The sequence below is a fragment of the Streptomyces sp. NBC_01410 genome, from assembly GCF_045040195.1.
Taxonomy (GTDB): Bacteria; Actinomycetota; Actinomycetes; order Streptomycetales; family Streptomycetaceae; genus Streptomyces.
The window spans coordinates 2,808,066-2,831,304 of the sequence record NZ_CP109530.1 but is presented as its reverse complement, the minus strand read 5'-3'; the positions used below and the strand labels follow the sequence as shown (position 1 = coordinate 2,831,304).

Sequence of the window (23,239 nt, the reverse complement as noted above, 5' to 3'; positions counted from 1 at the left end):
CTTACTACAAAAGTCTAGGGCTGCGAATCCGCGTCGGCCAGACGCCCCAGAATGAGCGCGATCCGCAGGGTGAACGCGGAGCGTACATCGGAGGGTGACCATCCGGTGACGTCGGTCACACGTCGCAGCCGGTAGCGCACGGTGTTGGGGTGGACGAAGAGCATCCTTGCAGCGCCCTCGAGACTACTCGCCTGCTCTAGATAGACGCTCAAGGTTTCCAGAAGTGCCGACCCCGCTTCTTCCAGCGGTCTGTAGATCTCCTCCACCAACTGCTCCCGCGCGGCCGGATCCGAGGCGATCGCGCGTTCCGGCAGCAGATCGTCCGCGAGGACCGGGCGGGGGGCGTCCTGCCAGGCGAAACATGCCTTGAGCCCGGCGGCCGCGGCCTGCGCGGACTTGGTGGCGGCGAGCAGGTCGGGCACGACGGGCCCCGCGACCACGGGACCCGCGGCATAAGGTCCGATCAGGGCCTTGGCGACCTGGAGCGGGTTGTCGCTGCCGCCCGCGATGACGACGAGCCGGTCGCCGAGGACTCCGGTGAGGACCTGGAGCTTGGCATGCCGGGCGGCCCGGCGGATGGCCTCGACGGTGAGTTCGCTGTCGCCGTCGGGTGCGGTGCCGAGGATGACGCAGACATGCTCGGGGGAGTTCCAGCCGAGCGCGGCGGCGCGGGAGACGGCGCCCTCGTCGGCCTCGCCGGACAGTACGGCGTTCACGACCAGCGATTCGAGCCGGGCGTCCCAGGCGCCGCGGGCCTCGGCTGCCTGCGCGTACACCTGGGCGGTCGCGAAGGCGATCTCGCGTGCGTAGACGAGCAGGGCCTCGCGCAGTACGGACTCGTCACCCGGCGCCGCGACCTCCTCGATCGCCGACTCCATGACCTCGATGGTGGTGCGCACCATCTCGACGGTCTGGCGCAGGGTGATCGCGCGGGTCAGCTCGCGCGGAGCGGTGCCGAAAACGTCGGTCGAGATCGCCTGCGGGGTCTCCGGATGCCGGAACCACTCGGTGAACGCGGCGATACCGGCCTGGGCGACAAGGCCGATCCACGACCGGTTCTCCGGGGGCATCGCGCGGTACCACGGCAGCGTCTCGTCCATGCGGGCGATGGCGTTCGCGGCGAGCCGGCCGGAGGACTGCTCCAGTCGGCGCAGGGTCGCGGTATGCGGGTGGGCGGAGTTCGCTGCAGGTTCGGGCACGGGGACAAGAGTGCCTTATCGGGACGGGTGAGCGGAGTGGCGGGGCTCGGGTACGTCCGTCGGGCCGCCGTCTCGGACTACGGTGGACCCGTGATTGACGTACGGCGCTCCGCCGGCCGCTTCCGCGGTGGCGACCCCGCCTCGGGCATCGAATCCCTGCACGCCTTCTCCTTCGGGCGGCACTACGACCCCGACAACTTGCGCTTCGGTGCGATCCTCGCCTGCAACGAGGAACGCCTCGATCCCGGTGCCGGCTTCGACGAGCATCCGCACAGCCACACCGAGATCGTCACCTGGGTCGTCGAGGGCGAGCTGACCCATCGCGACTCGACGGGCCGTGCGACCGTCGTCCGGCCCGGCGACGTCCAGCGGCTCAGCTCCGCGGACGGCGTCCGCCATGTGGAGCGCAATGACGCGGACGCGCCGCTGACCTTCGTCCAGATGTGGCTCGCACCGCTGGCGCCGGGCGGCGATCCGGCGTACGAGATCGTGCGCGGCATCGCTGACTCGACGCCGTACGCACTCCCCGAGGCGGGCGCGCTGCTGCATGTCCGCCGCCTGGGCCGGGGCGAGCGCACGGCGGTGCCGGACGCGCCCGCGGTGTACGTGCATGTGGTGCGGGGCGAAGTCCGCCTGGGAGATGCGGAGTTGGCCCCGGGCGACGCGGCGCGCATCACCGACGCGGACGGTCTGGAGCTGGCGGCCCTGGCACCCGCCGAGCTGCTGCTCTGGGAGCTGAACGAGTCCTGAGCCCGGTTCTGAGACCGGACCTCAGCCCAGCTCGGCCAGCACCGCGTCCGTGAACGGCGGCCACGCGTCGATCGCCCACTGCCCGAAGGCCCGGTCCGTGAGCGCCACACACGCCGCGCCCGCCGCCGGGTCGATCCACAGGAACGTGCCCGACTGGCCGAAGTGGCCGAACGTACGCGGCGAGGACGAACTGCCCGTCCAGTGCGGCGACTTGGAGTCCCGGATCTCGAAGCCCAGGCCCCAGTCGTTCGGCTTCTGGTGCCCGTAGCCGGGAAGGATGCCCGACAGGCCCGGGTGGACGACCGTCATGGCCTCAAGGACCGTACGGGCGTCAAGGAGCCGCGGCGACTGCACCTCGGCCGCGAAGCGCACCAGGTCGCCGACCGTCGAGACGCCGTCCTTCGCGGGCGAGCCGTCCAGCGTTGTCGCCGTCATTCCCAGCGGTTCGAGGACCGCCTGGCGCAGATACTCCGCGAACGGGATGTCCGTCGCCTTGGCGATGTGGTCGCCGAGAACCTCGAAGCCCGCGTTGGAGTACAGCCTGCGGGTACCCGGCGGGGCCGTCACCCGGTGCTCGTCGAAGGCCAGGCCCGAGGTGTGGGCGAGCAGATGACGGACCGTGGAGCCCTCGGGGCCCGCCGGTTCGTCGAGCTCGACCGCCCCTTCCTCGTACGCCACGAGCGCCGCGTAGGCCGCGAGCGGCTTGGTGACGGAGGCGAGCGGGAAGCGGTGCGCGAGGGGGCCGTGCGATCCGGCGACGGTGCCGTCCGCTCGTACGACGGCGGCCGCCGCGGTCGGTACCGGCCAGTTCTCGATCATCGCCAGGCTCTGCATGCGTACGAGCCTAAAGGGTGAGTCTCATCGCCGGATCGGGGGTCCGGACGAAGCCGAGCGAGGTGTAGAGCGCCTCGCCGTCGGCGGAGGGTACGAAAACTGCCATCCCTTTCTGCTTGCTTAGAGTGCACTCCAAGGTTTTAGCGTTGAGGACATGACGCTGATCGAGAGCACGCCGGCCGGAGTGGACCTCTGTAAGCCGCCTCCCCGCGCGCATCCCCGCCCCGAGGGCCAGGACCGCTACACGATCAGCGAGGTCGTCGCTTTCACCGGGCTCACCGCGCACACCCTGCGCTGGTACGAGCGGATCGGGCTGATGCCGCACATCGACCGGTCGCACACCGGACAGCGGCGCTTCACCAATCGCGATCTGGACTGGCTCGCCTTCGTCGGCAAGCTGCGGCTGACCGGGATGCCGGTCGCGGACATGGTCCGCTACGCCGAGCTGGTGCGCGAGGGCGAGCACACCTTCGAGGCACGGCAGGAGCTGCTGCAGCAGACGCGGCGCGATGTGCGCAGACGCATCGCGGAGCTGCAGGACACGCTCGCCGTGCTGGATCACAAGATCGACTTTTACGCGGACGCCCGGCGGGCGTCGGAGAGGCTCTGAAACCTGATGGCTGAATCCTTGAGGAGCGGCAGCACGATCGCACAGGTGCGGCTCGGGACCGGCGGACCGCTGGTCGGCATACAGGGCCTGGGCTGCATGGGCATGAGCGAGTTCTACGGAGAGACGGACCTGGCGGCCGCCCGGGACACCCTGGAGGCGGCGCTGGATGCGGGCGTCACGCTCTTCGACACGGCGGACGTGTACGGGCGGGGGGCGAACGAGGAGTTCCTCGCGCCGTTCGTCGGGGCGCACCGCGACGAGATCACCCTGGCCACGAAGTTCGCCATCGAGCGGACCGACGACCCGCGGTACCGGGCCGTCCGCAATGACCCGGCGTACATCCGCACGGCCGTCGAGGAGAGCCTGCGGCGGCTGAAGACCGATGTCATCGACCTGTACTACATGCACCGCCGGGACCCGGCCGTGCCGCTCGCCGAGTCCGTCGGCGCGATGGCCGAACTGGTGGAGCGCGGCCTCGTCAGGCAGCTGGGGCTGAGCGAGGTCACCGGCTCGGAGCTGCGCGAGGCGCACGCCGTGCATCCGATCGCCGCGCTGCAGTCGGAGTGGTCGCTGTTCAGCCGGGATGTGGAGCGCAGCGCGGTGGGCGCCGCGGCCGAACTCGGCGTCGCCTTCGTGCCGTACTCACCGCTCGGCCGCGGTTTCCTCACCGGCGCTTTCGCCGACGCGGGCAAGGACCTCTCGGAGGGCGACTTCCGCAGGCACCAGCCGCGCTTCACCGGCGACAACGCCAAGACCAACGCCGCGCTCCTGGAGCCGGTCCACAAGATCGCCGCGGCGCACGGCGCGACGGCCGCGCAGGTGGCCCTCGCGTGGGTGCAGCAGCGGGCCGAGGTGCACTCGCTCGCCGTGGTGCCGATCCCCGGCACCCGCAAGACGAGCCGGCTGCTGGAGAACTTCGCGGCGACCCGGCTGAAGCTGACCCAGGAGGAGCTGGCGGTACTGGAGCCGATCGCCGGGCAGGTGGCGGGGGACCGCTACCCGGACATGTCCTCGACGTCGGCGGCGCGCGAGTAGCCGTACGTGGCCAGTCATGAAACGAAGCCCGCCGCGGGCAGTGCTGCTGCCGCGCGGCGGGCCCAAGGCCGTGTTTTAGAACTCCCGCCTGGCCCGCGACGCCTGGCACGCACACTCGCTGCGTTGTCGGAGTCATCCAAGTACGTCCAGTACGAGGATGATCCTCCGCCTTGCGATTGCACGCACCAGACGCCGCGAGCCCCGCCCTACGGACGGACGGCGCTAGTTCTAAAACACGGCCTAGTCACGTACGACTCACAGCTCCGCGAGCAGCTGCGCCTTCTTCGTGCTGAACTCCTCGTCCGTCACCAGACCCGCCTGGTGCAGCTCCCCGAGGTGCCGGATCCGCTCGGCGATGTCCGCCGGGTCGCGCCGCCCCGCCCGCAGCGCCATCACCGGCGCCGAGCCGCTGCTGCGTACGGACTCGAGCACCGCGGCCGCGAACGGCAGCGACTCGTGCACCGGCCCGCGGCTCACCCCGAAGAGCACCGCCGCCGGATCCTGGTCCGCCTTCCTGGGCGCGGCCGCCTCGTCGCCCGGATCGTCCGCCCGGCGCAGCAGCCGCAGATACCCGTCGAAGGCTTCCGGCGAGCGCCACTCCACGCCGCTCAGCTCAGTTACCGGGAAACTCTGGTCGCCCGCCCGCCACTTGGCGGACGACGCGGCCGTCCGGGACCAGCGGAAGGAGACCATCGAGCCGTCGAAGAAGGCCTTGCCGTCGTACGCCTTGAAGTGCATCGGCCCCTCAGGCGCGGCCACAACGTACCGCTCGGCCGGGGTGTCCGCGTCGGCGGGGAGCAGGGCGCGCAGTTCGTCGGCGTAGTACTCGGCGAGCGTCTCGCGCTCCGCGGGCAGCACCAGCCGGTACGGGTCGCAGCCCTCCTTCAACTGCCCTGCCGCGGCATCCATCAGCGGATCGGCGCCGGGTCTTGGCAGGGCGTGCAGCACCACCGTGCCGCGCTTGCCGGGGGAGAGGGTCACCGACGCCAACGCCTCGTGGGGGATGCGGCGTTCGCGAAGCGTCTGGAACAGCTTCGGCGCACGCAGCCCCCGTTCGAAGCGGATGAGCACGGAGTCGGTCTCGAACTCCCAAGTGGCTTGAATTCCGGCCAGAACATCACCCATACGCCTCATCGTAGGCGGCGTCTGCTTGCGCGTCGCCCCTCGGTGCTCAGGCCCGGCCACGATGCTCTACGCGCGTCAGGCCGCCTCGTCACCGTAAATACCACTGCGGCATGTGTCCCCGCCGCTCTCACAGGTCACGCCGTCGTACGAACCGACGCCTATCTCGGCGAAGTTGCTGACGCTCTCCGTACCCGGCTCGAAATAGCCGGTGTGACCGACCGCGTCCGCCGCGGACAGCACCCGCGCGCCGAACGCCTCAGTCACCGGGTCCTCGCCGTGGCCGAGGCCGCCGACCGCCAGATGCGGCACGTCCTCGATCCAGTCGTCCCTGTCGCGCATCGCCCAGACGCGGGCGCGGGCGTGGAGCCCGGCCACGTTCTCGGCGCGCATGCCGGGGCTGCCGGCCACCGCCACGTCACGCACGCGGGCGGGAAGATGGCGGGCGGCGACGCCGCACACGACGGAGCCGTAACTGTGGCAGAACAGCGCGATCCTGGAGCTGCCGGGCAGCGCGCCGGTGAGCGCGGTCAGGCGCACGGCGCCGTCCTCCGCGCGGCGGCCCGTGGCCGAGTCCATGCCGAGGCCCGCGGGTGCGGTGTAGTCGGCCCAGGCGATGACCGCCGTGCGCGTACGCGGGGACGCGGCCCGCTCGGCGGCGTACAGCGACTCCGCCATGCCGACCGGCGCGGTGTACTTGCGGGAGGTCTTCTGGAACGTGAGCACATTGGTGTCCACACCGGGGACGATCACCGACACCCGCTGGGCGCGGTCGAGATCGCCGAGCACCTCGGCGACCTTGCCGGGACCGGACGGGTCGAAGGCGAGGATCTGCCGCTCGGCGCTCATGAGCGCCTCGAAGCGGTGCATACGGCGGACCGCCTGGTGACGGCCGTCCGCGGTCAGGTTGACGTCCTTCGCGCGCTTGCGCTCCTCGGCGATCGAGAGCGCGAGGGCTTTGCGGTTGGCGCGGTAGCGCAGGGTGACCGGGGCGCCGTTGAGATTGCCGACGAGGATGGGGTACCGGTCGGCGAGGCGGGCCCGCTGCGTGCTGCCGATGGAACCGAAGAACGCGGCGAGCCGCTGCGGCGGCGACGCCGGATCGGGCAGTGCCCGCACCCCGATCCTGGCCTTGGCCCAGCCGGACAGCTCGGCCTCGAGAGCGTCGCGAGGACCGCCCTGATGTCGTATGGCGGTCCAGCCGGTCGTCGCCAGCATCATGAACACGACCGCGAGCGCGAGCAGGGCGCGCCAGGCGGTGATGGTGGGGGAGGAGTCGAAGGAAGTCACTGTGGGACACCCTAGGAGACGCGCGACGCGGCTCGTGAAGACCGTGAGACAGATCACGTGTCCGGGGGGAGTGCGGGGGGTACGTCGTCACTTTCCGTGCGCGGGCGCGCCCCTGTGGTCACCTGGATCGCGGTGGGCCGACCCCGCCTTCGAGCGCCGGGGCGCGTGCGGGCGCGACGCACATCTGGGGGCGGCCGCGCGTCAACCTTGTGCGTACGACAGCTCCGCCGCGCCCGCCCGGCGGAGCCGTCCCCTATCAGGGTGATGCGCCCCGAACCCCGTTCCCCGACCCCGGCCAGGGGGCAGGGTGCGGTCAAGTGATCAGTACGACACGGGGGTTACCGACATGCGCATGATCGTCACGGCCGGATTCCTGGCCGCATCAGCCCTGGCCGCAGCAGTGCTGGCGCCGCAGACGGCGGCCGCCGCGCCGCCCCGCCTCGGGGAGTGCGCGGCGGGCGAGCTCTGCCTGTGGGAGAAGGGGAACTTCAAGGGCACACGCCAGGCCCACGAGTTGTCCGGCACCGATATCGAGAGCTGTGTTCCGCTGCCGCCCGGCAGCACCGCCGAGGCACTCGCCAACCGGACCGGGCGGCCCGTCACCACGTACCAGTCGGCGGAGTGCGAGGAGACGGGCGAATTCGAGACCTACCCGGGCGGTGGCACGTGGGTGCCCCAATCCCCGTACCAGGTCAGGGCCTTCAAGGTCTGGGAGCGCTGAACCGGGGTACCCGCTGACGGAGCCCCGATTCGACGACTCGAGGAGTGATGATGGCGGGCTTCGGACACACAACGCGCAGGCACCCTCGCTCACGCAGCCGCAACTGGTCGCGGAGCGGGCCGGATCGTGCGGCACTCGGAATCATCGGCCTGATCTGTGCGATCGCCGGTTTCTTCGTGCTGGGGATCGTCCTCGGCCCGATCGCGATCGTCTGCGGATGGCTCGGTATGGGCCGCCGCTGGAACGGCGCACAGCCGGTCCCGGCACTGGCCGCGGTCGTGCTCGGCGGCATCGACACCCTGCTGGCGATCGTCTGGCTCGCGGGAGCCACTCTTCCCGCCAGCGGAATGTGGTGATCGTCAGCCACGCACGGCTGGCTCGTCGGACGGACCGACCGGGGTGGGCATCGCGCCCGCCCCGGTTTCCGCCGGCATCGCCGTATCCGGGAGCTCCGTGACCGCGCGGGCCTGCGACAGCGTGGCCACCTGCTCCCGCAGCGCCCGTACTTCCGCCGTCAGCGCCTGGAGCAGCGCCGTCTGCTTGCGTTCCTCCGCGTCGTCCCGCTCGAAGCGGGAGATGAACCACGCCGCGATATTGGCGGTGACGACACCGAGCAGCGCGATCCCCGAAATCATCAGCCCGACCGCGAGCACCCGCCCCAGACCTGTCGTGGGCGCATGGTCGCCGTACCCGACCGTCGTCATCGTGGTGAACGACCACCACACCGCGTCGCCCAGCGTCTTGATGTTCCCGTTCGGCGCGTCCCGCTCCACATGCAGCACGGCCAGCGAGCCGAACATCATCAGCCCCACCACCGCGCCACCGACATACGTCGTCAGCGTGATCTGGGGCGCCATCCTGGCCCGGCGGCCCACCAGCAGCAGGGTCGAGACGACCCGCAGCAGCCGCAGCGGCTGCACCAGCGGCAGCACCACCGCCACCAGATCCAGCGGATGCTTGCGTACGAAGAGCCACTTGGCCGGTGCCAGCAGCAGCCGTACGAGGTAGTCGACGGCGAAGGTCCCCCACACCACCCACTCGGTGACCGTGCACACGGTTATCACCGACCCACTGGCGTCGGGCGCCACGATCGGCACGGCGTACGCGAGGCCGAACGCGATGGCGAGTGCCAGCAGGGGGGTCTGCATGCGCTGTTCCCACCGGACCTGCGCTGTTCGCTGCTTCATGCCTGCATGTTAGAGACGCGTAGGTCCTGTCCGGTCGATCAGGCCGGGTCAGGGAGCGGGGTCTGGTGTGGTGCATCGCAAGGCGGAGGATGGAGCCCACGCGGAGCGTCGGCGACTGACGACAACGCAGCGAGGTGCCGTGCCAGGGCACGCGAGCCCGGCAAGATCGGCCGGACAGGACCTAAGGGCGGCGGAACCCGGCCGGGTGCCGCCGCCCTTCACCGTGCCTTCGTTACGCGTCGCCGCCGGCCGCGCCCGGGTCCGCCGCGGCCACGTCGAGCAGCTGGTAGCGGTCCACCGCCTGCTTCAGCACCGAGCGGTCGACCTTGCCCTCACGCGCGAGCTCGGTGAGCACCGCGAGGACGATCGACTGCGCGTCGATGTGGAAGAAGCGACGCGCCGCGCCCCGGGTGTCCGCGAAGCCGAAGCCGTCGGCGCCCAGCGACTGGTACGTGCCGGGAACCCAGCGCGAGATCTGGTCAGGGACCGAGCGCATCCAGTCCGAGACGGCCACGAACGGGCCCTCGGAGCCGGAGAGCTTCTGCGTGACGTACGGGACGCGCTGCTCCTCCTCGGGGTGCAGGAGGTTGTGCTGCTCGACCTCGACGGCCTCGCGGCGCAGCTCGTTCCAGCTCGTCGCCGACCACACGTCGGCGCGTACGTTCCACTCCTCGGCGAGGATCTTCTGCGCCTCGATCGCCCAGGGCACGGCCACACCCGATGCCATGATCTGCGCGGGAATCGCACCGGCCTCGCCCGCCCTGAAGCGGTGGATGCCCTTGAGGATGCCCTCGGCGTCCACGTTCTCGGGCTCGGCCGGGTGCTGGATCGGCTCGTTGTAGACGGTGAGGTAGTAGAAGACGTCCTCGCCGTGCGGGTGCTCCTCGGACGAGCCGTACATCCGGCGCAGACCGTCCTGGACGATGTGCGCGATCTCGAAACCGAAGGCCGGGTCGTACGCGACACAGCCCGGGTTCGTCGAGGCCAGCAGCTGGGAGTGGCCGTCGGCGTGCTGCAGGCCCTCACCGGTCAGCGTCGTGCGGCCCGCGGTCGCGCCCAGGACGAAGCCGCGCGCCAGCTGGTCGGCCATCTGCCAGAACTGGTCGCCGGTGCGCTGGAAGCCGAACATCGAGTAGAAGACGTACACCGGGATCAGCGGCTCGCCGTGCGTGGCGTACGCGGAACCGGCGGCGATCAGCGAGGCCGTGCAGCCCGCCTCGGAGATGCCGTCGTGCAGCATCTGGCCGGTCGGCGACTCCTTGTACGCGAGCAGCAGCTCGCGGTCCACGGCTTCGTACTGCTGCCCCAGCGGGTTGTAGATCTTGGCGCTAGGGAAGAACGAGTCCATTCCGAAGGTGCGGTACTCGTCCGGCGCGATCAGCACGAAGCGCTTGCCGATCTCCTTGTCCCGCATCAGGTCCTTGAGCAGCCGGACGAACGCCATGGTGGTGGCGATCGACTGCTGGCCGGAGCCCTTCTTCACCGGGGCGTACGTCGTGTCCTCGGGCAGGACCAGCGGCTTGGACCGCACGACACGGGTCGGTACATACCCGCCCAGCGCCTTGCGGCGGTCGTGCATGTACTGGATCTCCTCCGAGTCGCGGCCCGGGTGGTAGTACGGCGGCGCGCCGTTCTCCAGCTGCTGGTCCGTGATCGGGATGTGCAGACGGTCGCGGAAGCGCTTGAGGTCGTCGACCGTCAGCTTCTTCATCTGGTGCGTCGCGTTGCGGCCCTCGAAGTTCGGGCCGAGCGTCCAGCCCTTGACCGTCTGGGCGAGGATCACGGTCGGCTGGCCCTTGTGGGCCTTGGCCGCCGCGTACGCCGCGTAGACCTTCTTGTGGTCGTGGCCGCCGCGTCCCAGGTGCAGGACCTGGTCGTCGGTCATGTTCTCGACCATGGCGCGCAGCCGGTGGTCGTCGCCGAAGAAGTGCTCGCGGATGTACGCGCCGGTCTCGGTGGCGTACGTCTGGAACTGGCCGTCGGGCGTGGTGTTCAGCTTGTTGACCAGTACGCCGTCGCGGTCCTGTGCGAGCAGCGGGTCCCAGGAGCGGTCCCAGACGAGCTTGATGACGTTCCAGCCGGCGCCGCGGAACTGGGACTCCAGCTCCTGGATGATCTTGCCGTTGCCGCGCACGGGGCCGTCGAGACGCTGGAGGTTGCAGTTGACCACGAAGGTCAGGTTGTCCAGGCCCTCACGGGCGGCGATGGAGAGCTGGCCCAGCGACTCGGGCTCGTCCATCTCGCCGTCGCCGAGGTAGGCCCAGACATGCGACCTGGAGGTGTCGGCGATGCCGCGCGCCTCCATGTAGCGGTTCATCCGCGCCTGGTAGATCGCGCCGAGGGGGCCAAGGCCCATGGAGACGGTCGGGAACTCCCAGAAGTCCGGCATCAGCCGCGGGTGCGGGTAGCTGGACAGACCCTCGGGTGCCTTGGACTTCTCCTGGCGGAAGGCGTCGAGCCGGGCCTCGCTGAGGCGGTCGAGCAGGAAGGCCCGGGCGTAGATGCCGGGGGAGGCGTGGCCCTGGAAGAAGATCTGGTCGCCGCCGTCGCCATGGTCCTTGCCGCGGAAGAAGTGGTTGAAGCCCACGTCGTAGAGGGAGGCGGAGGAGGCGAAGGTGGCGATGTGGCCGCCGACGCCGATGCCCGGGCGCTGGGCGCGGGAGACCATCACCGCGGCGTTCCAGCGGGTCGCGTTGAGGACCTTGCGCTCGATCTCCTCGTTGCCGGGGAAGAACGGCTCGTCCTTGGTGGCGATGGTGTTGACGTAGTCCGTGCTGCGCATCTCGGGCACGGCCACGCGCTTCTCGCGGGCTCGCTCGATCAGGCGGAGCATCAGGTAGCGGGCGCGCTCCCGGCCCCGCTCGTCGACGGCGGCGTCGAGGGAGTCCAGCCACTCCTGGGTCTCTTCAGGATCGAAGTCCGGGACCTGGCTGGGAAGGCCGCCAATGATGATCGGGTTGCGATCTGATCCGGAAGCCACGCTAATCCTTCGCTGTTCGGTGGGTTCTGCCCCTGCGGGAGACACGGAATGTCCAGGCGGTGTCGCGCCGCCTCCCATCGTGTACCGCGGGGAGGAAAACGTCATCTCTACCGGGGGGTAACCCTTGTTCCGACTGACATCCTGACCCAACCCCGGTTCCGGGTACGGTCAAATCGCAACCTTACGCCCAAGCCGCCAATGTGTTTCGTTTGGCTGTTCGGTTCCGATTGGCCCACCGAAGGGAAAGATTGCCGCAAAGATGGTCGAATGGTGTGCCATGAATCACGAGACGGGATCGAGCGTGTCTGGAGTTGGGCCGAGACGGCCGCAAACGTCACCGTTTCGGCGGTCTGAACGGCCGGGTACTTGCGCGATCCGTCCCGCCCGTGTGGACTACGGCCAACGCCACGCGTACGCGCGCGGCCGCAGGATTTTCCAAACATGATCAGGAGGCAAGCCGTGAGCGCGACCGCGGACCACGCGGAGGAGCGGACCAACCCGGCCGTCAGGCTGGGGTTCGAGCCCGGACAGGTGGTCCAGGAGATCGGCTACGACGACGACGTCGAGCAGGAACTCCGTGAGGGCATCGAGGCCGTTATCGGCCAGGAACTCGTGGACGAGGACTATGAGGACGTCGCCGACGTCGTCGTGCTCTGGTTCCGTGACGAGGACGGCGACCTTACGGATGCGCTGGTGGACGCCATCGGCCTGCTGGACGAAGGCGGCGACATCTGGCTGCTGACGCCCAAGACCGGCAGGGACGGATACATCGAGCCGAGCGACATCAACGAAGCCGCGCAGACCTCCGGTCTCTCCCAGACCAAGAGCATCAACGCGGGCAAGGACTGGTCGGGCACCCGGCTGAGCGCACCCAAATCCAAGCGCTGAGCCCCCGTACGCCCTGAGGGCCCCCGTCGGCAACTGCCGGCGGGGGCCCTCTGCGTAGGGTGGACCCACCCGAACGGACCAGTCGGGCCCAGACCGGTGAAGGGACGCAACGTCATGGCGATCGAGGTCGGCACCAAGGCCCCGGACTTCGAGCTGAAGGACAACCACGGCCGCACCGTGAGCCTCGCCGAATTCCGCGGCGAGAAGAACGTGGTGCTCCTCTTCTATCCCTTCGCTTTCACCGGTGTGTGCACCGGCGAGCTGAGCGCGCTCCGTGACGAGCTGCCGCGGTTCGTCAACGACGACACCCAGCTGCTGGCCGTCTCCACCGACTCCATCCACACCCTGCGCGTCTTCGCCGAGCAGGAGTCTCTGGAGTACCCGCTGCTCTCGGACTTCTGGCCGCACGGCGAGACCTCGCGGGCGTACGAAATCTTCGACGAGGAGAAGGGGTGCGCGGTGCGCGGAACCTTCATCATCGACAAGGAGGGCGTGGTCCGCTGGACCGTCGTCAACTCTCTGCCCGAGGCGCGCGACCTGAACGACTACGTCAAGGCGCTCGACGCGCTCTGACGCGCGCCCTCCTACGCGCGCCCCGATTCATCGGCCGACCCCCGCCCGAAAGGGTGTTTTCGATGGGAACCGGTCACTAGGATCCACTCGTTGATCCGATACATCACCGCACCACGGGGGCGCTGCCCCTGACAAACAATGGAGGGACTCGTGGGAGTCAGCCTCAGCAAGGGCGGCAACGTCTCGCTGACCAAGGCCGCGCCCAACCTGACCGCGGTCACCGTGGGCCTGGGCTGGGACGCACGCAGCACCACCGGCACCGACTTCGACCTCGACGCCAGCGCCCTGCTGACCAACGCCGAGGGCAAGGTCGCCAGCGACGGCAACTTCGTCTTCTTCAACAACCTCAAGAGCCCCGACGGCTCCGTCGAGCACACCGGTGACAACATCACGGGTGAAGGCGAGGGCGACGACGAGCAGATCAAGGTGAACCTCGCCTCGGTGCCCGCCGACGTCGACAAGATCGTGTTCCCGGTCTCGATCTACGAGGCCGAGAGCCGCCAGCAGTCCTTCGGCCAGGTGCGCAACGCCTTCATCCGCGTTGTCAACCAGTCCGACAACAACGAACTCGCGCGCTACGACCTGAGCGAGGACGCCTCGACCGAGACCGCCATGGTCTTCGGCGAGCTCTACCGCAACGGCGCGGAGTGGAAGTTCCGTGCCATCGGCCAGGGGTACGCCTCGGGTCTGCGCGGCATCGCGCAGGACTTCGGCGTGAACGTCTGAGCCAGCGGTTCATTCCCTGTCCGGCGCCGCACCTTCCGGTGCGGCGCCGGACGCGCCTGTACCACCTTTGCTTCGTCACCTCGGGGAGGACCACAAACATGGGCGTCACGCTCGCCAAGGGGGGCAATGTCTCCCTCTCCAAAGCCGCACCGAACCTCACACAGGTGCTGGTCGGGCTCGGCTGGGACGCGCGCTCCACCACCGGAGCGCCCTTCGACCTCGATGCCAGCGCCTTGCTCTGCCAGTCCGGCCGGGTGCTCGGCGACGAGTGGTTCGTCTTCTACAACAACCTCAAGAGCCCCGACGGCTCCGTCGAGCACACCGGTGACAACCTCACGGGCGAGGGCGAGGGGGACGACGAATCGATTCTCGTGGACCTATCCCAGGTGCCGGCCCATGTCGACAAGATCATCTTTCCGGTCTCGATCCATGAGGCCGACAACCGGGGCCAGACCTTCGGCCAGGTCAGCAACGCTTTCATCCGGGTGGTCAACCAGGCGGACAGCCAGGAGCTCGCGCGCTACGACCTGAGCGAGGACGCCTCGACGGAGACGGCGATGATCTTCGGCGAGCTTTACCGCTATGGCGGCGAATGGAAGTTCAGGGCCGTGGGGCAGGGGTACGCGTCGGGTCTGCGAGGCATCGCTCTAGACTTCGGGGTCAACGTTTCGTAAAGCCGCGCACGGCGCGGGGGAGACCCGTACACACATGATTGGGTAGCCAGTGGTTCTGAAAACCTTCGGCTGGTCGTTCGCGGTCACCGCGCTCGGTCTGGTCGCAGCGGTGCTCTATGGAGGATGGACGGCGTTCGGGATCGTTGCGATCCTGTCCGTACTCGAGATCTCGCTGTCGTTCGACAACGCGGTGGTCAACGCCGGAATCCTGAAGAAGATGAGTGCCTTCTGGCAGAAGATCTTCCTCACGATCGGTGTACTCATCGCCGTCTTCGGTATGCGGCTGGTCTTCCCCGTCGTGATCGTCGCCATCAGCGCCAAGATCGGTCCCATCGAGGCCGTCGACCTGTCGTTCAACGATGAGGAGCGCTACGAGCAGCTCGTCACCGACGCCCACCCGTCGATCGCCGCCTTCGGTGGCATGTTCCTGCTGATGATCTTCCTCGACTTCATCTTCGAGGACCGTGACATCAAGTGGCTCGGCTGGCTCGAGCGGCCGCTCGCCAAGCTCGGCAAGATCGACATGCTGTCGGTCTGTATCGCCCTGATCGTGCTGCTCGTCAGCGCCATGACCTTCGCGACCCAGGCCCACCAGCACGACGGGCACGCCGACAAGGCGGCGACGGTGCTGCTCTCCGGCGTCGCGGGTCTCATCACGTACCTGATCGTCGGCGGTCTCTCGGGCTACTTCGAGAGCAGGCTCGAAGAGGACGAGGAGCGCGAGCACGAGGCCGAGGAGGAGGCCAAGAAGAGCGGCAAGCAGGTGCCGGCGATCCAGATGGTCGGCAAGGCAGCGTTCTTCATGTTCCTCTACCTCGAGGTCCTCGACGCGTCGTTCTCCTTCGACGGCGTGATCGGCGCGTTCGCCATCACCAACAAGATCGTGCTGATGGCGCTCGGCCTCGGTATCGGCGCCATGTATGTCCGGTCGCTCACGGTCTACCTGGTCCGCCAGGGCACCCTGGACGACTACGTCTACCTGGAGCACGGCGCGCACTACGCGATCGGCGCCCTCGCCGTGATCCTCCTCGTGACCATCCAGTACCAGATCAGCGAGATCATCACCGGTCTCGTCGGCGTCGTGCTGATCGCCTGGTCCTTCTGGTCCTCGGTGCGCCGCAATCGGGCGCTCGCGGCGGAGGGCGGGGACAACTCCGACGAGAAGCAGGAAGTCACCTCCGGGGTGTGACCCGGAGGGGATTGAGGAACGCTCTGAGCGGGGCGGCTCCGAGGCACCGGCCTCGGAGCCGCCCCGCTGGGTTCATCGACGCATGTGGGGGTGGGGCATGGCCTTCTGGGACGGCCTGTGGCGGGGCAGGTCACTGCAGTTCGACTCCGGCAGCGCAGCGACCAATTCGATCGAGCTGACCAAACGGCACCCGACGGTCTCGCTCACCAAGCAGGGCGCGGCCACCGGCAATCTGCGCGTCAACCTCTCCTGGCGGATGCGCACGTCCGACATCGAGGGCAGGTCCAGGCAGAGCGGCAGACTGCTGCGGCACCCCTTCAAGCTCTTCCAGCCCGATGTGGTCCAGGCCCACACCCAGGGCGTGGTCAATGTGGACCTCGACCTGGGCTGTCTCTACGAGTTGACGGACGGCAGCAAGGGCGTGGTGCAGCCGCTGGGCAGCTTCTTCGGCAGCATCAACGAGGCGCCCTATGTGAAGCTCAGCGGCGACGACCGCTTCGGCTCCCCCTCGGGCGAGACGATCTACGTCAATCTCGACCACCGCGAGTCGATCAAGCGGCTGCTGTTCTTCGCGTACATCTACGACCAGACACCGGCCTTCGACCGTACGCACGCGCATGTGACGCTCTACCCGAGCAATGGTCCGCGGGTGGAGATAGAGCTCGACGAGCGCGCGCCGCAGGCCCGTTCCTGCGCGATCTTCTCCATGGAGAACGTGAAGGGGGAGCTGGTCGTGCGCCGCGAGGTGAAGTTCGTATACGGCTTCCAGGCGGAGCTGGACCGGCTGTACGGCTGGGGTCTGCAGTGGGGACGCGGTTACAAGAACCGGGTGTAGTGGCGACCACTCAGGGGCGTACGAACTGGGGGCCCATGGGCGGCAGCCGGAAATTCGGGTCGGGCGCGGGCGCCGCCGCGGCGGCGGGCTGCGGATAGCCGTACGCCGGTGCGACCGGCTGGGTCGCCGGCTGCTGCGGGTAACCGTACGCGGGCTGAGGGTAGCCATAGGCGGGCTGGGCGGCCGGGGGCTGGGCGGGCGGCGCGGGGTGCGGGTCGGTCTGCGGCTGAGGCTCGGGCTCGGCGGACGGCTCGGCTGCCGCCTCCGCCTCGTCCACCGAGATGCCGAACGCCGTGGCCAGACCCACCAGGCCGGTCGGATAACCCTGCGCCACCGCGCGGAACTTCCAGCCCTCCCCGCGCCGGTACAGCTCGCCGCAGATGATCGCCGTCTCCAGGCCCGTCTCCGGCTTCACATCGAAGACGGCGAGCGGGTCGCTGTCGGCCAGGGCGGCGTCGTAGAGCAGTATCCGCAGATCGCGTACATGCTGGAAGGTGTCGCCGTCGGACGAGGCGGCGAGTACCACCTGGTCGACGGACGGGTCGAGGGAGGAGAGATCCGCCTCGACGGTGTCCGTCAGATGCTCCGCGACGCGCTTCTTGGACAGCCGCCGCACCAGACCCGACGGATGGCGCGGCTGGTTGTAGAAGACGAAGTCCTCGTCGGAGCGCACACGCCCGTCGCCGCCGAGCAGCAGGGCCGAGGCGTCCACGTCGGGGACCCCGGCGCCCGGGGTCCAGCGCAGCACGGCCCGTACGGCCGTGGCATCGAGAGGAACGTTCGAGCCCTTCACCATCGCGTGCGTCATGTCCGTCATCCTGCCTTCCCGATGGGCACCCGGACAACGCGGGGGCCCCTAGGGAGTGTTCGAAGGAGACCCCCTTGTCGTCAGGCCAGGACATGGGCATGGTGCAAGCGGGTTACCTGGAATTCATGGGCTTGGGGAACTCTTGACACATGGTCGTACGTACTATTACCGGCCACGCCAGTTGGGCCGCCAAGGCAGTACGGGGGAAATATATGCGTCACTTTGGGCAAATTTCGCCTACTGTGCGTGACAGTCTGTTCCATCAAGAGCCGTGCGAATTCACCGCCGCCTCGCCCGCGCGCACTCTCGCGGCCGCGCTGGGCGCCACCCTCTACAGCCCCGCCACCCGGCCCAAGCTCGCCGACGACGTGCTCAAGCTGGCGGCTCGCGGAGTCGTCTCCATGGTGCTCTGCCTGGAGGATTCCATCGACGACGCAGAAGTCGCCGAGGCCGAGGAGAACCTGGTCCGGCAGTTCGCCGACCTCGACGCGCGCGGCGAAGAGCTGCCGCTGCTGTTCATCCGGGTCCGCGAACCCGGGCAGATCCCGGATCTCGTGCAGCGGCTCGGCCCCTCGGTCCGACGACTGTCCGGTTTTGTACTTCCCAAATTCACCGAAGAGCGAGGCGTTCCCTTCCTGGAAGCCCTGGCCGACGCGGAGTCCGCGAGCGGACAGCGGCTTTTCGCCATGCCCGTCCTGGAATCCCCGGAACTTCTCCACCTCGAAACCCGCACCGAGACGCTCACCGGCATCGCGGCGACCGTCGACAAATACCGCGACCGGGTCCTGGCGCTGAGGCTCGGCGTCACCGACTTCTGCTCGGCGTACGGGCTGCGCCGATCGCCCGACATGACGGCGTACGACGTCAAGATCGTCGCCGCGGTCATCGCCGACGTGGTGAATGTCCTGGGGCGGGCGGACGGCACCGGCTTCACGGTGACCGGACCCGTATGGGAGTACTTCCGCCTCCAGGAGCGCATGTTCAAGCCCCAGCTGCGCCGCAGCCCCTTCATGGAGGGCAGGGCCGAGGAACTGCGTGCCACCCTGATCGAGCACGACCTGGACGGACTGCTCCGCGAGATCGAACTGGACCGGGCCAACGGCCTGCAGGGCAAGACCTGCATCCATCCCTCGCACGTCCTGCCCGTGCACGCGCTGTCGGTCGTCAGTCACGAAGAGTTCAGCGACGCGCAGGACATCCTGCGGCCGGAGCGGGGCGGCGGAGGCGTGATGCGTTCCGCGTACACGAACAAGATGAACGAAGTGAAGCCCCACCGGGCCTGGGCCGAGCGCACGCTGCTGCGCGCGGGGGTCTTCGGGGTGGCCAGGGAAGAGGTCGGCTTCGTGGAGCTGCTCACGGCCGGACTCTCCGGCTGACATGACGAAGGAAGAGACTGTAAGCGTGGTGTGGTCGGGTGCATGGGTCGCTGAACGGCTGGGCGTCGGGCTTGTCGGAGACGCCGAGCTGAGCGCTCTGCTGGGACTGGCCCTGCGGCGCAATCCCAAGCGGGCGCATCTGCTCGTGTCGAACGTGCTGGGCAAGCATGTGCCGCAGTCGCCGCAGGTCGTGTACGACGCCGGGTACGGGCTCGGTGAGCAGGTCCGCAAGCTGCTCGGCGACGAGGAGGCGGCCCGCGCGGTCGTCCTCGGCTACGCGGAGACGGCGACGGGGCTTGGCCACTCGGTGGCGGACGGGGTGGAGCTCGCGCCGTATCTCCACTCCACGCGCCGCCCTGTCGACGGGGTCGAGCGGGCGGGCGGCTTCGAGGAGTCCCACTCGCACGCGACCTCGCATCTGCTGCTGCCCGAGGACCCGGTGCTGCTGGCCGGTGACGGACCGCTGATCCTCGTCGACGACGAGTTCTCGACGGGCAACACCGTGCTGAACACGATCCGGGATCTGCACGAGCGGTATCCGCGGGAGCGGTACGTGATCGTGGCGCTGGTCGACATGCGCTCGGAGGCGGACCGCGAGCGCTTCGAGCGCTTCGCCGAGGAGATCGGCGCGAGGGTCGACCTGGTGGCCTTGGCCTCGGGGACGGTCCGGCTCCCGGAGGGCGTGCTGGAGAAGGGCCAGGCGCTGGTCGCGGAACAGGAGGCGATCGCGACACGGACCGCGGCCGGCGCCGGTACCGGGGCCCTGACGCGGGCGGCATCCGGTGACGCCCTGCGAGGGGAGCCGGGGCTCCTGGCCCAGGCTGCGGCGATCGACGGCGCTCCTGGCGAGGCCGTGCCCGGCGGCGCGGAGCCCGGGACGCGGGGCGCGTCCCCCGCCCACGTCCGGGTGGAACTCGGCTGGCCGAGCGGCGTGCCCGATGGTGGGCGGCACGGGTTCACTCCCGCCCACCGCGCCGCGCTCGAAGCGGCCCTGCCCGGTATGGCCGAGCGAACAGCCGAGGCCGTAGGCGAGGCATCCCGCGTACTCGTCCTCGGCTTCGAGGAGTTGATGTACGCCCCGCTGCGCCTCGGCACCGCCCTTGAGCAGGCCCTCGACGCCGACGTCCGCTACTCGACCACCACCCGCTCACCCGTCCTCGCCGTCGACGACCCCGGCTACGCCATACGCACCCGGCTCGTGTTCCCGGCGCACGACGACCCCGCCGACGGCCCCGGCGAGCGGTACGCCTACAACGTCGCCGGCGCCGGCTTCGACGCCGTCGTCGCCGTTGTGGACTCCGCCGCCGACACGCCCCAACTGCGCGCCCCCGACGGCCTGTTGGCCCAGCTAGCCGCGCACGTCCCGCACGTCGTCCTGGCCGTCGTACCGAGCTACGTACCCCAAGCACCCCAGGCACCTGAAGCTGCCGAAGTGCCCCAAGCACCCGAAAGGGCGTCCATGCTGCCCGAGCCCCTCCGCGGCCCCGCCTTCTCCTCCTACGCCGCGGACGAGGTCGGCTGGCTCCTCCAGGATCTGTCCGAGGTCGATCTCGAGGCCCCGACCGAGGAGCGCGAAGAGGCCATACAGAGCGGCGGCGCGCACTACGCCGAGTCGCTTCCCGTCGAGTACCAGCCCAGCGCCCAGTACCAGGAGCTGTTCAAGTCCGCCCTGGAGATATCGGCGGCCCGTATCGCCCGCGCCGTCGGCACCGTCACCGAGACCGTCATCGCCGAGCGGTCCCCGAGCCCCGTGCTCGTGTCGCTGGCCCGCGCCGGTACCCCCGTCGGCGTGCTGATGCGCCGCTGGGCGCAGCACCGGCACGGCCTGGACCTGCCCCACTACGCCGTCTCCATCGTCCGCGGCCGCGGCATCGACGCCAACGCCCTGCGCTGGCTCCAGCAGCACCACGACCCGGCCGACGTCGTGTTCGTCGACGGCTGGACCGGCAAGGGCGCGATCACCCGCGAACTGGCAGATGCGCTGGAGGAGTTCGAGGGGTTCAACCCCGAGATCGCGGTGCTCGCCGATCCCGGCGGCTGCGTCCGTACCTACGGCACCCGCGAGGACTTCCTCATCCCCTCCGCCTGCCTCAACTCCACCGTCTCCGGCCTGATATCGCGTACGGTGCTGCGCGCCGACCTGGTCGGCCCCAACGACTTCCACGGCGCGAAGTTCTACCGCGAACTCGCCGGCAGCGATGTCTCGGAACACTTCCTGGACACCGTCGCCGCCCGCTTCGACGAGGTCGCGACCGCCGTCGACGCCGAGGTCAAGGAGCTGCTCGCGGCGGACCGCGCACCCACCTGGGAGGGCTGGGCCGCCGTCGAGCGGATCAGCGAGGAGTACGGCATCCACGACGTGAACCTCGTCAAGCCGGGCGTCGGCGAGGCCACCCGCGTACTGCTGCGCCGCGTTCCCTGGAAGATCCTCGCCAAGCGTGGCGCGGGCGCGGACCTCGACCATGTCCGGCTGCTCGCCGAGCAGCGCGGCGTACCGGTCGAGGAGGTCGACGAACTCCCGTATACCTGCGTCGGGTTGATCCACCCCCAGTACACCCGCGGCGCCACGGGCGCGGACGGCAAGGCGGTGTCGGCGCTGTGAGCACGCCCGGCACATCCCTGATCGCGAGCGATCTCGACCGCACCCTCATCTACTCCAACGCCGCGCTCGATCTGCGCATGCCGGACGCGGACGCGCCCCGCCTGCTGTGTGTCGAGGTGTACGGGAGCAAGCCGCTGTCGTACATCACGGAGACCGCGGCCGGGCTGCTCGACGAGCTGGCCCGCAGAGCCGTCTTCGTACCGACCACCACCCGCACCCGCGAGCAGTACCAGCGGATCCATCTCCCGGGCCCCGCTCCCGAGTTCGCGATCTGCGCGAACGGTGGACATCTGCTTGTCGACGGCGTCTCGGACACCGGCTGGCAGCGGCAGGTCGCCGCCCGGCTCGCCGACGAGTGCGCCTCGCTCGCCGAGGTCCGCGCCCATCTCCTCGCGGCGGCCGACCCCGCCTGGCTGCTGAAGGAGCGGGTCGCGGAAGACCTGTTCGCGTATCTCGTCGTCGAGCGCACCCTGCTGCCCGAGGGCTGGGTGAAGGAGCTCTCCGAGTGGGCCGAGGGCCGCGGCTGGACCGTCTCGCTCCAGGGCCGCAAGATCTACGCGGTGCCGCAGCCGCTCACCAAGAGCGCGGCGGTGCGCGAAGTGGCCCGGCGCAGCGGCGCGAAGCAGATCCTCGCGGCCGGGGACTCCCTCCTCGACGCCGATCTGCTGCTCGCCGCGGACCGCGGCTGGCGCCCGGGCCACGGCGAGCTCGCCGACAGCGGCTGGGTCGCCCCCAACGTCGAGGTGCTGTCCGAGACGGGGGTCGCGGCGGGCGAGGAGATCCTGCGCCGCTTCGGCCGCGCCGCGACTGCCTGAGCGCGCGGGGGGTGGCCGCGTGGGGGTGACCGGAAGTGGTCAGCCGCAGCAGCCGCCCCCGCAGCAGCCCCCTCCGCCGCCTCCGTTTCCGCCTCCGTTTCCGCCGCCGGGCGCGGGCGCGGACTTCGTACCGCCGACGGCGACGGCCGAGAGCAGCTTGACGGTGTCCTCGTGTCCGGCGGGGCAGTTCGCCGGGTCGGAGGACTGGGCCATCGGCCGGTTCACTTCAAAGGTGTCGCCGCAGCTGCGGCAGCGGTATTCGTAACGAGGCATGGCCTCAGGCTAGCTGCCCTGCCCCTTGCCTTGCCCCTTGTCCAGCGTCGGTCCCGGGCCCGGTCCTGGTTCGGCGGGGCGGGCGGGCTGTTCCTGTTGCTGTGCCTGTGCCTGTGCCTGTGCCTGTGCCTGTGCCGGGGCCTGGGCCGCGCGGTCGGGGTGGCGGGCCTTCCAGTACGGGTTGTCGTGCGGCAGCGTCGAACTGACCCTGCCGTACATCCCGAAGAACATCAGCAGCACGCCGACCACAAAGCTGAAGAGGACGTTCTGGATCTCGAAGGCGAGGGGGTTGAAGGTCGTGTCGATCAGCGCGAGGTTGATGAAGCCGCTGAGGATGAAGGCGATGCCGAGGACCATGTTGAGGGTCGAGGCGAAGTTCCCGCCGATGACCATGCCGACGAAGAGCAGCAGGCCGATGCAGATGGACAGCACGCTGAGCGCGCCGTTGGTGTTGAGGCCCGCGACGGTGTCGCCGTCGGTGTCGAAGAAGCCGACTTCGTCGATGAGCCCGAGAATCCCGAAGGCGAGCAGCACGAGCCCCATCAGCCCGGCGCCCACGCGGTAGACCTGGTTGAGCCGGTGGTCGACGGGGAGGTGTTCGTCGAGCAGGGGCGCGTTCCGGCTGGTTTTCGCGTTCCGGCTGGTTTTGGGGAGCGGTACGTGTGCGGCCATGTCCGGCCTCCTTTGGACGTACGTACTCCTAGGATCCGCCCGAGTGCGACAGCGTTCAATCGGTGGGTTCTGGGCCAGGC

At 69.4% G+C, this 23,239-nt stretch carries 23 protein-coding genes; 14 read left to right on the top strand and 9 right to left on the bottom strand.

The features are described 5' to 3' along the window. Positions 1-14: 14 nt before the first annotated feature. The gene (locus tag OG741_RS12990) at positions 15-1,199 is read right to left on the bottom strand and encodes a CdaR family transcriptional regulator (protein ID WP_266476674.1); all 1,185 of its coding nucleotides are present in this window, start codon (positions 1,197-1,199) and stop codon (positions 15-17) included. 90 nt (positions 1,200-1,289) lie between these two features. Between OG741_RS12990 and OG741_RS12985 the strand changes: the two genes are divergently transcribed. Further along, the gene (locus tag OG741_RS12985; protein WP_405597231.1) at positions 1,290-1,949 is read left to right on the top strand and encodes a pirin family protein; all 660 of its coding nucleotides are present in this window, start codon (positions 1,290-1,292) and stop codon (positions 1,947-1,949) included. A gap of 21 nt (positions 1,950-1,970) precedes the next feature. On the opposite strand, the gene OG741_RS12980 is transcribed toward OG741_RS12985, so the two are convergent. Continuing rightward, entirely contained in the window at positions 1,971-2,783 is an 813-nt protein-coding gene (locus tag OG741_RS12980; protein ID WP_405597228.1) for a serine hydrolase domain-containing protein, read from the bottom strand. Between the two features lie 154 nt (positions 2,784-2,937). On the opposite strand from OG741_RS12980, the gene OG741_RS12975 reads away from it, so the two are divergent. Both OG741_RS12975 and OG741_RS12970 read left to right on the top strand, forming a co-directional pair. Continuing rightward, complete coding sequence (locus tag OG741_RS12975; RefSeq protein WP_266476679.1) at positions 2,938-3,393, top strand: MerR family transcriptional regulator; 456 nt, start codon at positions 2,938-2,940, stop codon at positions 3,391-3,393. Between the two features lie 6 nt (positions 3,394-3,399). Beyond that, positions 3,400-4,428 carry an aldo/keto reductase gene (locus OG741_RS12970; protein WP_405597224.1) on the top strand — a complete coding sequence of 343 codons (1,029 nt, stop codon included), beginning with the start codon at positions 3,400-3,402 and terminating at the stop codon, positions 4,426-4,428. A gap of 255 nt (positions 4,429-4,683) precedes the next feature. Here OG741_RS12970 and OG741_RS12965 read toward each other — a convergent pair whose 3' ends face one another. After that, on the bottom strand, positions 4,684-5,553 hold the full coding sequence (locus OG741_RS12965; RefSeq protein ID WP_405597221.1) for a DUF4429 domain-containing protein: 870 nt from the start codon (positions 5,551-5,553) through the stop codon (positions 4,684-4,686). 75 nt (positions 5,554-5,628) lie between these two features. After that, on the bottom strand, positions 5,629-6,840 hold the full coding sequence (locus OG741_RS12960) for an alpha/beta hydrolase (RefSeq protein WP_405597218.1): 1,212 nt from the start codon (positions 6,838-6,840) through the stop codon (positions 5,629-5,631). A 346-nt stretch (positions 6,841-7,186) separates the two neighbouring features. Here OG741_RS12960 and OG741_RS12955 point away from each other — a divergent pair, with 346 nt between their 5' ends. Further along, entirely contained in the window at positions 7,187-7,561 is a 375-nt protein-coding gene (locus OG741_RS12955; protein WP_405597215.1) for a peptidase inhibitor family I36 protein, read from the top strand. A gap of 47 nt (positions 7,562-7,608) precedes the next feature. After that, on the top strand, positions 7,609-7,917 hold the full coding sequence (locus OG741_RS12950) for a small hydrophobic protein (protein ID WP_405597213.1): 309 nt from the start codon (positions 7,609-7,611) through the stop codon (positions 7,915-7,917). Positions 7,918-7,920: 3 nt separating this feature from the next. On the opposite strand, the gene OG741_RS12945 is transcribed toward OG741_RS12950, so the two are convergent. Further along, a complete protein-coding gene (locus tag OG741_RS12945) occupies positions 7,921-8,748 on the bottom strand; it encodes a potassium channel family protein (protein ID WP_405597209.1) in 828 nt (275 codons plus the stop codon). A 232-nt stretch (positions 8,749-8,980) separates the two neighbouring features. Further along, positions 8,981-11,728 (bottom strand): pyruvate dehydrogenase (acetyl-transferring), homodimeric type, encoded by a 2,748-nt coding sequence (gene aceE / locus OG741_RS12940; RefSeq protein ID WP_405597206.1) that lies wholly within the window; start codon positions 11,726-11,728, stop codon positions 8,981-8,983. 459 nt (positions 11,729-12,187) lie between these two features. Between aceE and OG741_RS12935 the strand changes: the two genes are divergently transcribed. The 6 genes from OG741_RS12935 (at position 12,188) to OG741_RS12910 (ending at position 16,613) form a co-directional block, all read left to right on the top strand. Continuing rightward, complete coding sequence (locus OG741_RS12935) at positions 12,188-12,616, top strand: DUF3052 domain-containing protein (RefSeq protein WP_266476695.1); 429 nt, start codon at positions 12,188-12,190, stop codon at positions 12,614-12,616. 114 nt (positions 12,617-12,730) lie between these two features. Beyond that, entirely contained in the window at positions 12,731-13,189 is a 459-nt protein-coding gene (locus tag OG741_RS12930; RefSeq protein WP_405597204.1) for a peroxiredoxin, read from the top strand. Positions 13,190-13,339: 150 nt separating this feature from the next. Beyond that, on the top strand, positions 13,340-13,915 hold the full coding sequence (locus tag OG741_RS12925) for a TerD family protein (protein WP_405597202.1): 576 nt from the start codon (positions 13,340-13,342) through the stop codon (positions 13,913-13,915). Positions 13,916-14,013: 98 nt separating this feature from the next. Further along, positions 14,014-14,589 carry a TerD family protein gene (locus OG741_RS12920; RefSeq protein WP_405597199.1) on the top strand — a complete coding sequence of 192 codons (576 nt, stop codon included), beginning with the start codon at positions 14,014-14,016 and terminating at the stop codon, positions 14,587-14,589. Between the two features lie 49 nt (positions 14,590-14,638). After that, positions 14,639-15,778 carry a DUF475 domain-containing protein gene (locus OG741_RS12915; RefSeq protein ID WP_405597196.1) on the top strand — a complete coding sequence of 380 codons (1,140 nt, stop codon included), beginning with the start codon at positions 14,639-14,641 and terminating at the stop codon, positions 15,776-15,778. Between the two features lie 97 nt (positions 15,779-15,875). Continuing rightward, on the top strand, positions 15,876-16,613 hold the full coding sequence (locus OG741_RS12910; RefSeq protein ID WP_405597194.1) for a Tellurium resistance: 738 nt from the start codon (positions 15,876-15,878) through the stop codon (positions 16,611-16,613). A gap of 10 nt (positions 16,614-16,623) precedes the next feature. Here OG741_RS12910 and OG741_RS12905 read toward each other — a convergent pair whose 3' ends face one another. After that, positions 16,624-17,430, bottom strand: a complete 807-nt coding sequence (locus tag OG741_RS12905; protein WP_405597192.1) for a TerD family protein — start codon at positions 17,428-17,430, stop codon at positions 16,624-16,626. A 203-nt stretch (positions 17,431-17,633) separates the two neighbouring features. On the opposite strand from OG741_RS12905, the gene OG741_RS12900 reads away from it, so the two are divergent. Genes OG741_RS12900 through OG741_RS12890 form a run of 3 tightly spaced genes read left to right on the top strand, consistent with a single transcriptional unit; the run spans position 17,634 to position 22,214 of the window. Continuing rightward, positions 17,634-18,797, top strand: a complete 1,164-nt coding sequence (locus tag OG741_RS12900) for an HpcH/HpaI aldolase/citrate lyase family protein (RefSeq protein WP_405597189.1) — start codon at positions 17,634-17,636, stop codon at positions 18,795-18,797. Position 18,798: 1 nt separating this feature from the next. After that, positions 18,799-21,399 (top strand): phosphoribosyltransferase, encoded by a 2,601-nt coding sequence (locus OG741_RS12895; RefSeq protein ID WP_405597187.1) that lies wholly within the window; start codon positions 18,799-18,801, stop codon positions 21,397-21,399. After that, positions 21,396-22,214, top strand: coding sequence for an HAD family hydrolase (locus OG741_RS12890; RefSeq protein WP_405597184.1), 819 nt, complete (start codon positions 21,396-21,398; stop codon positions 22,212-22,214). The genes OG741_RS12895 and OG741_RS12890 overlap by 4 nt, the downstream gene beginning before the upstream one ends. Positions 22,215-22,253: 39 nt before the next feature. On the opposite strand, the gene OG741_RS12885 is transcribed toward OG741_RS12890, so the two are convergent. Then, positions 22,254-22,487, bottom strand: coding sequence for a zinc ribbon domain-containing protein (locus OG741_RS12885; RefSeq protein WP_405597181.1), 234 nt, complete (start codon positions 22,485-22,487; stop codon positions 22,254-22,256). Between the two features lie 9 nt (positions 22,488-22,496). Next, the gene (locus OG741_RS12880; protein ID WP_405597179.1) at positions 22,497-23,159 is read right to left on the bottom strand and encodes a DUF4383 domain-containing protein; all 663 of its coding nucleotides are present in this window, start codon (positions 23,157-23,159) and stop codon (positions 22,497-22,499) included. Positions 23,160-23,239: the final 80 nt, after the last annotated feature.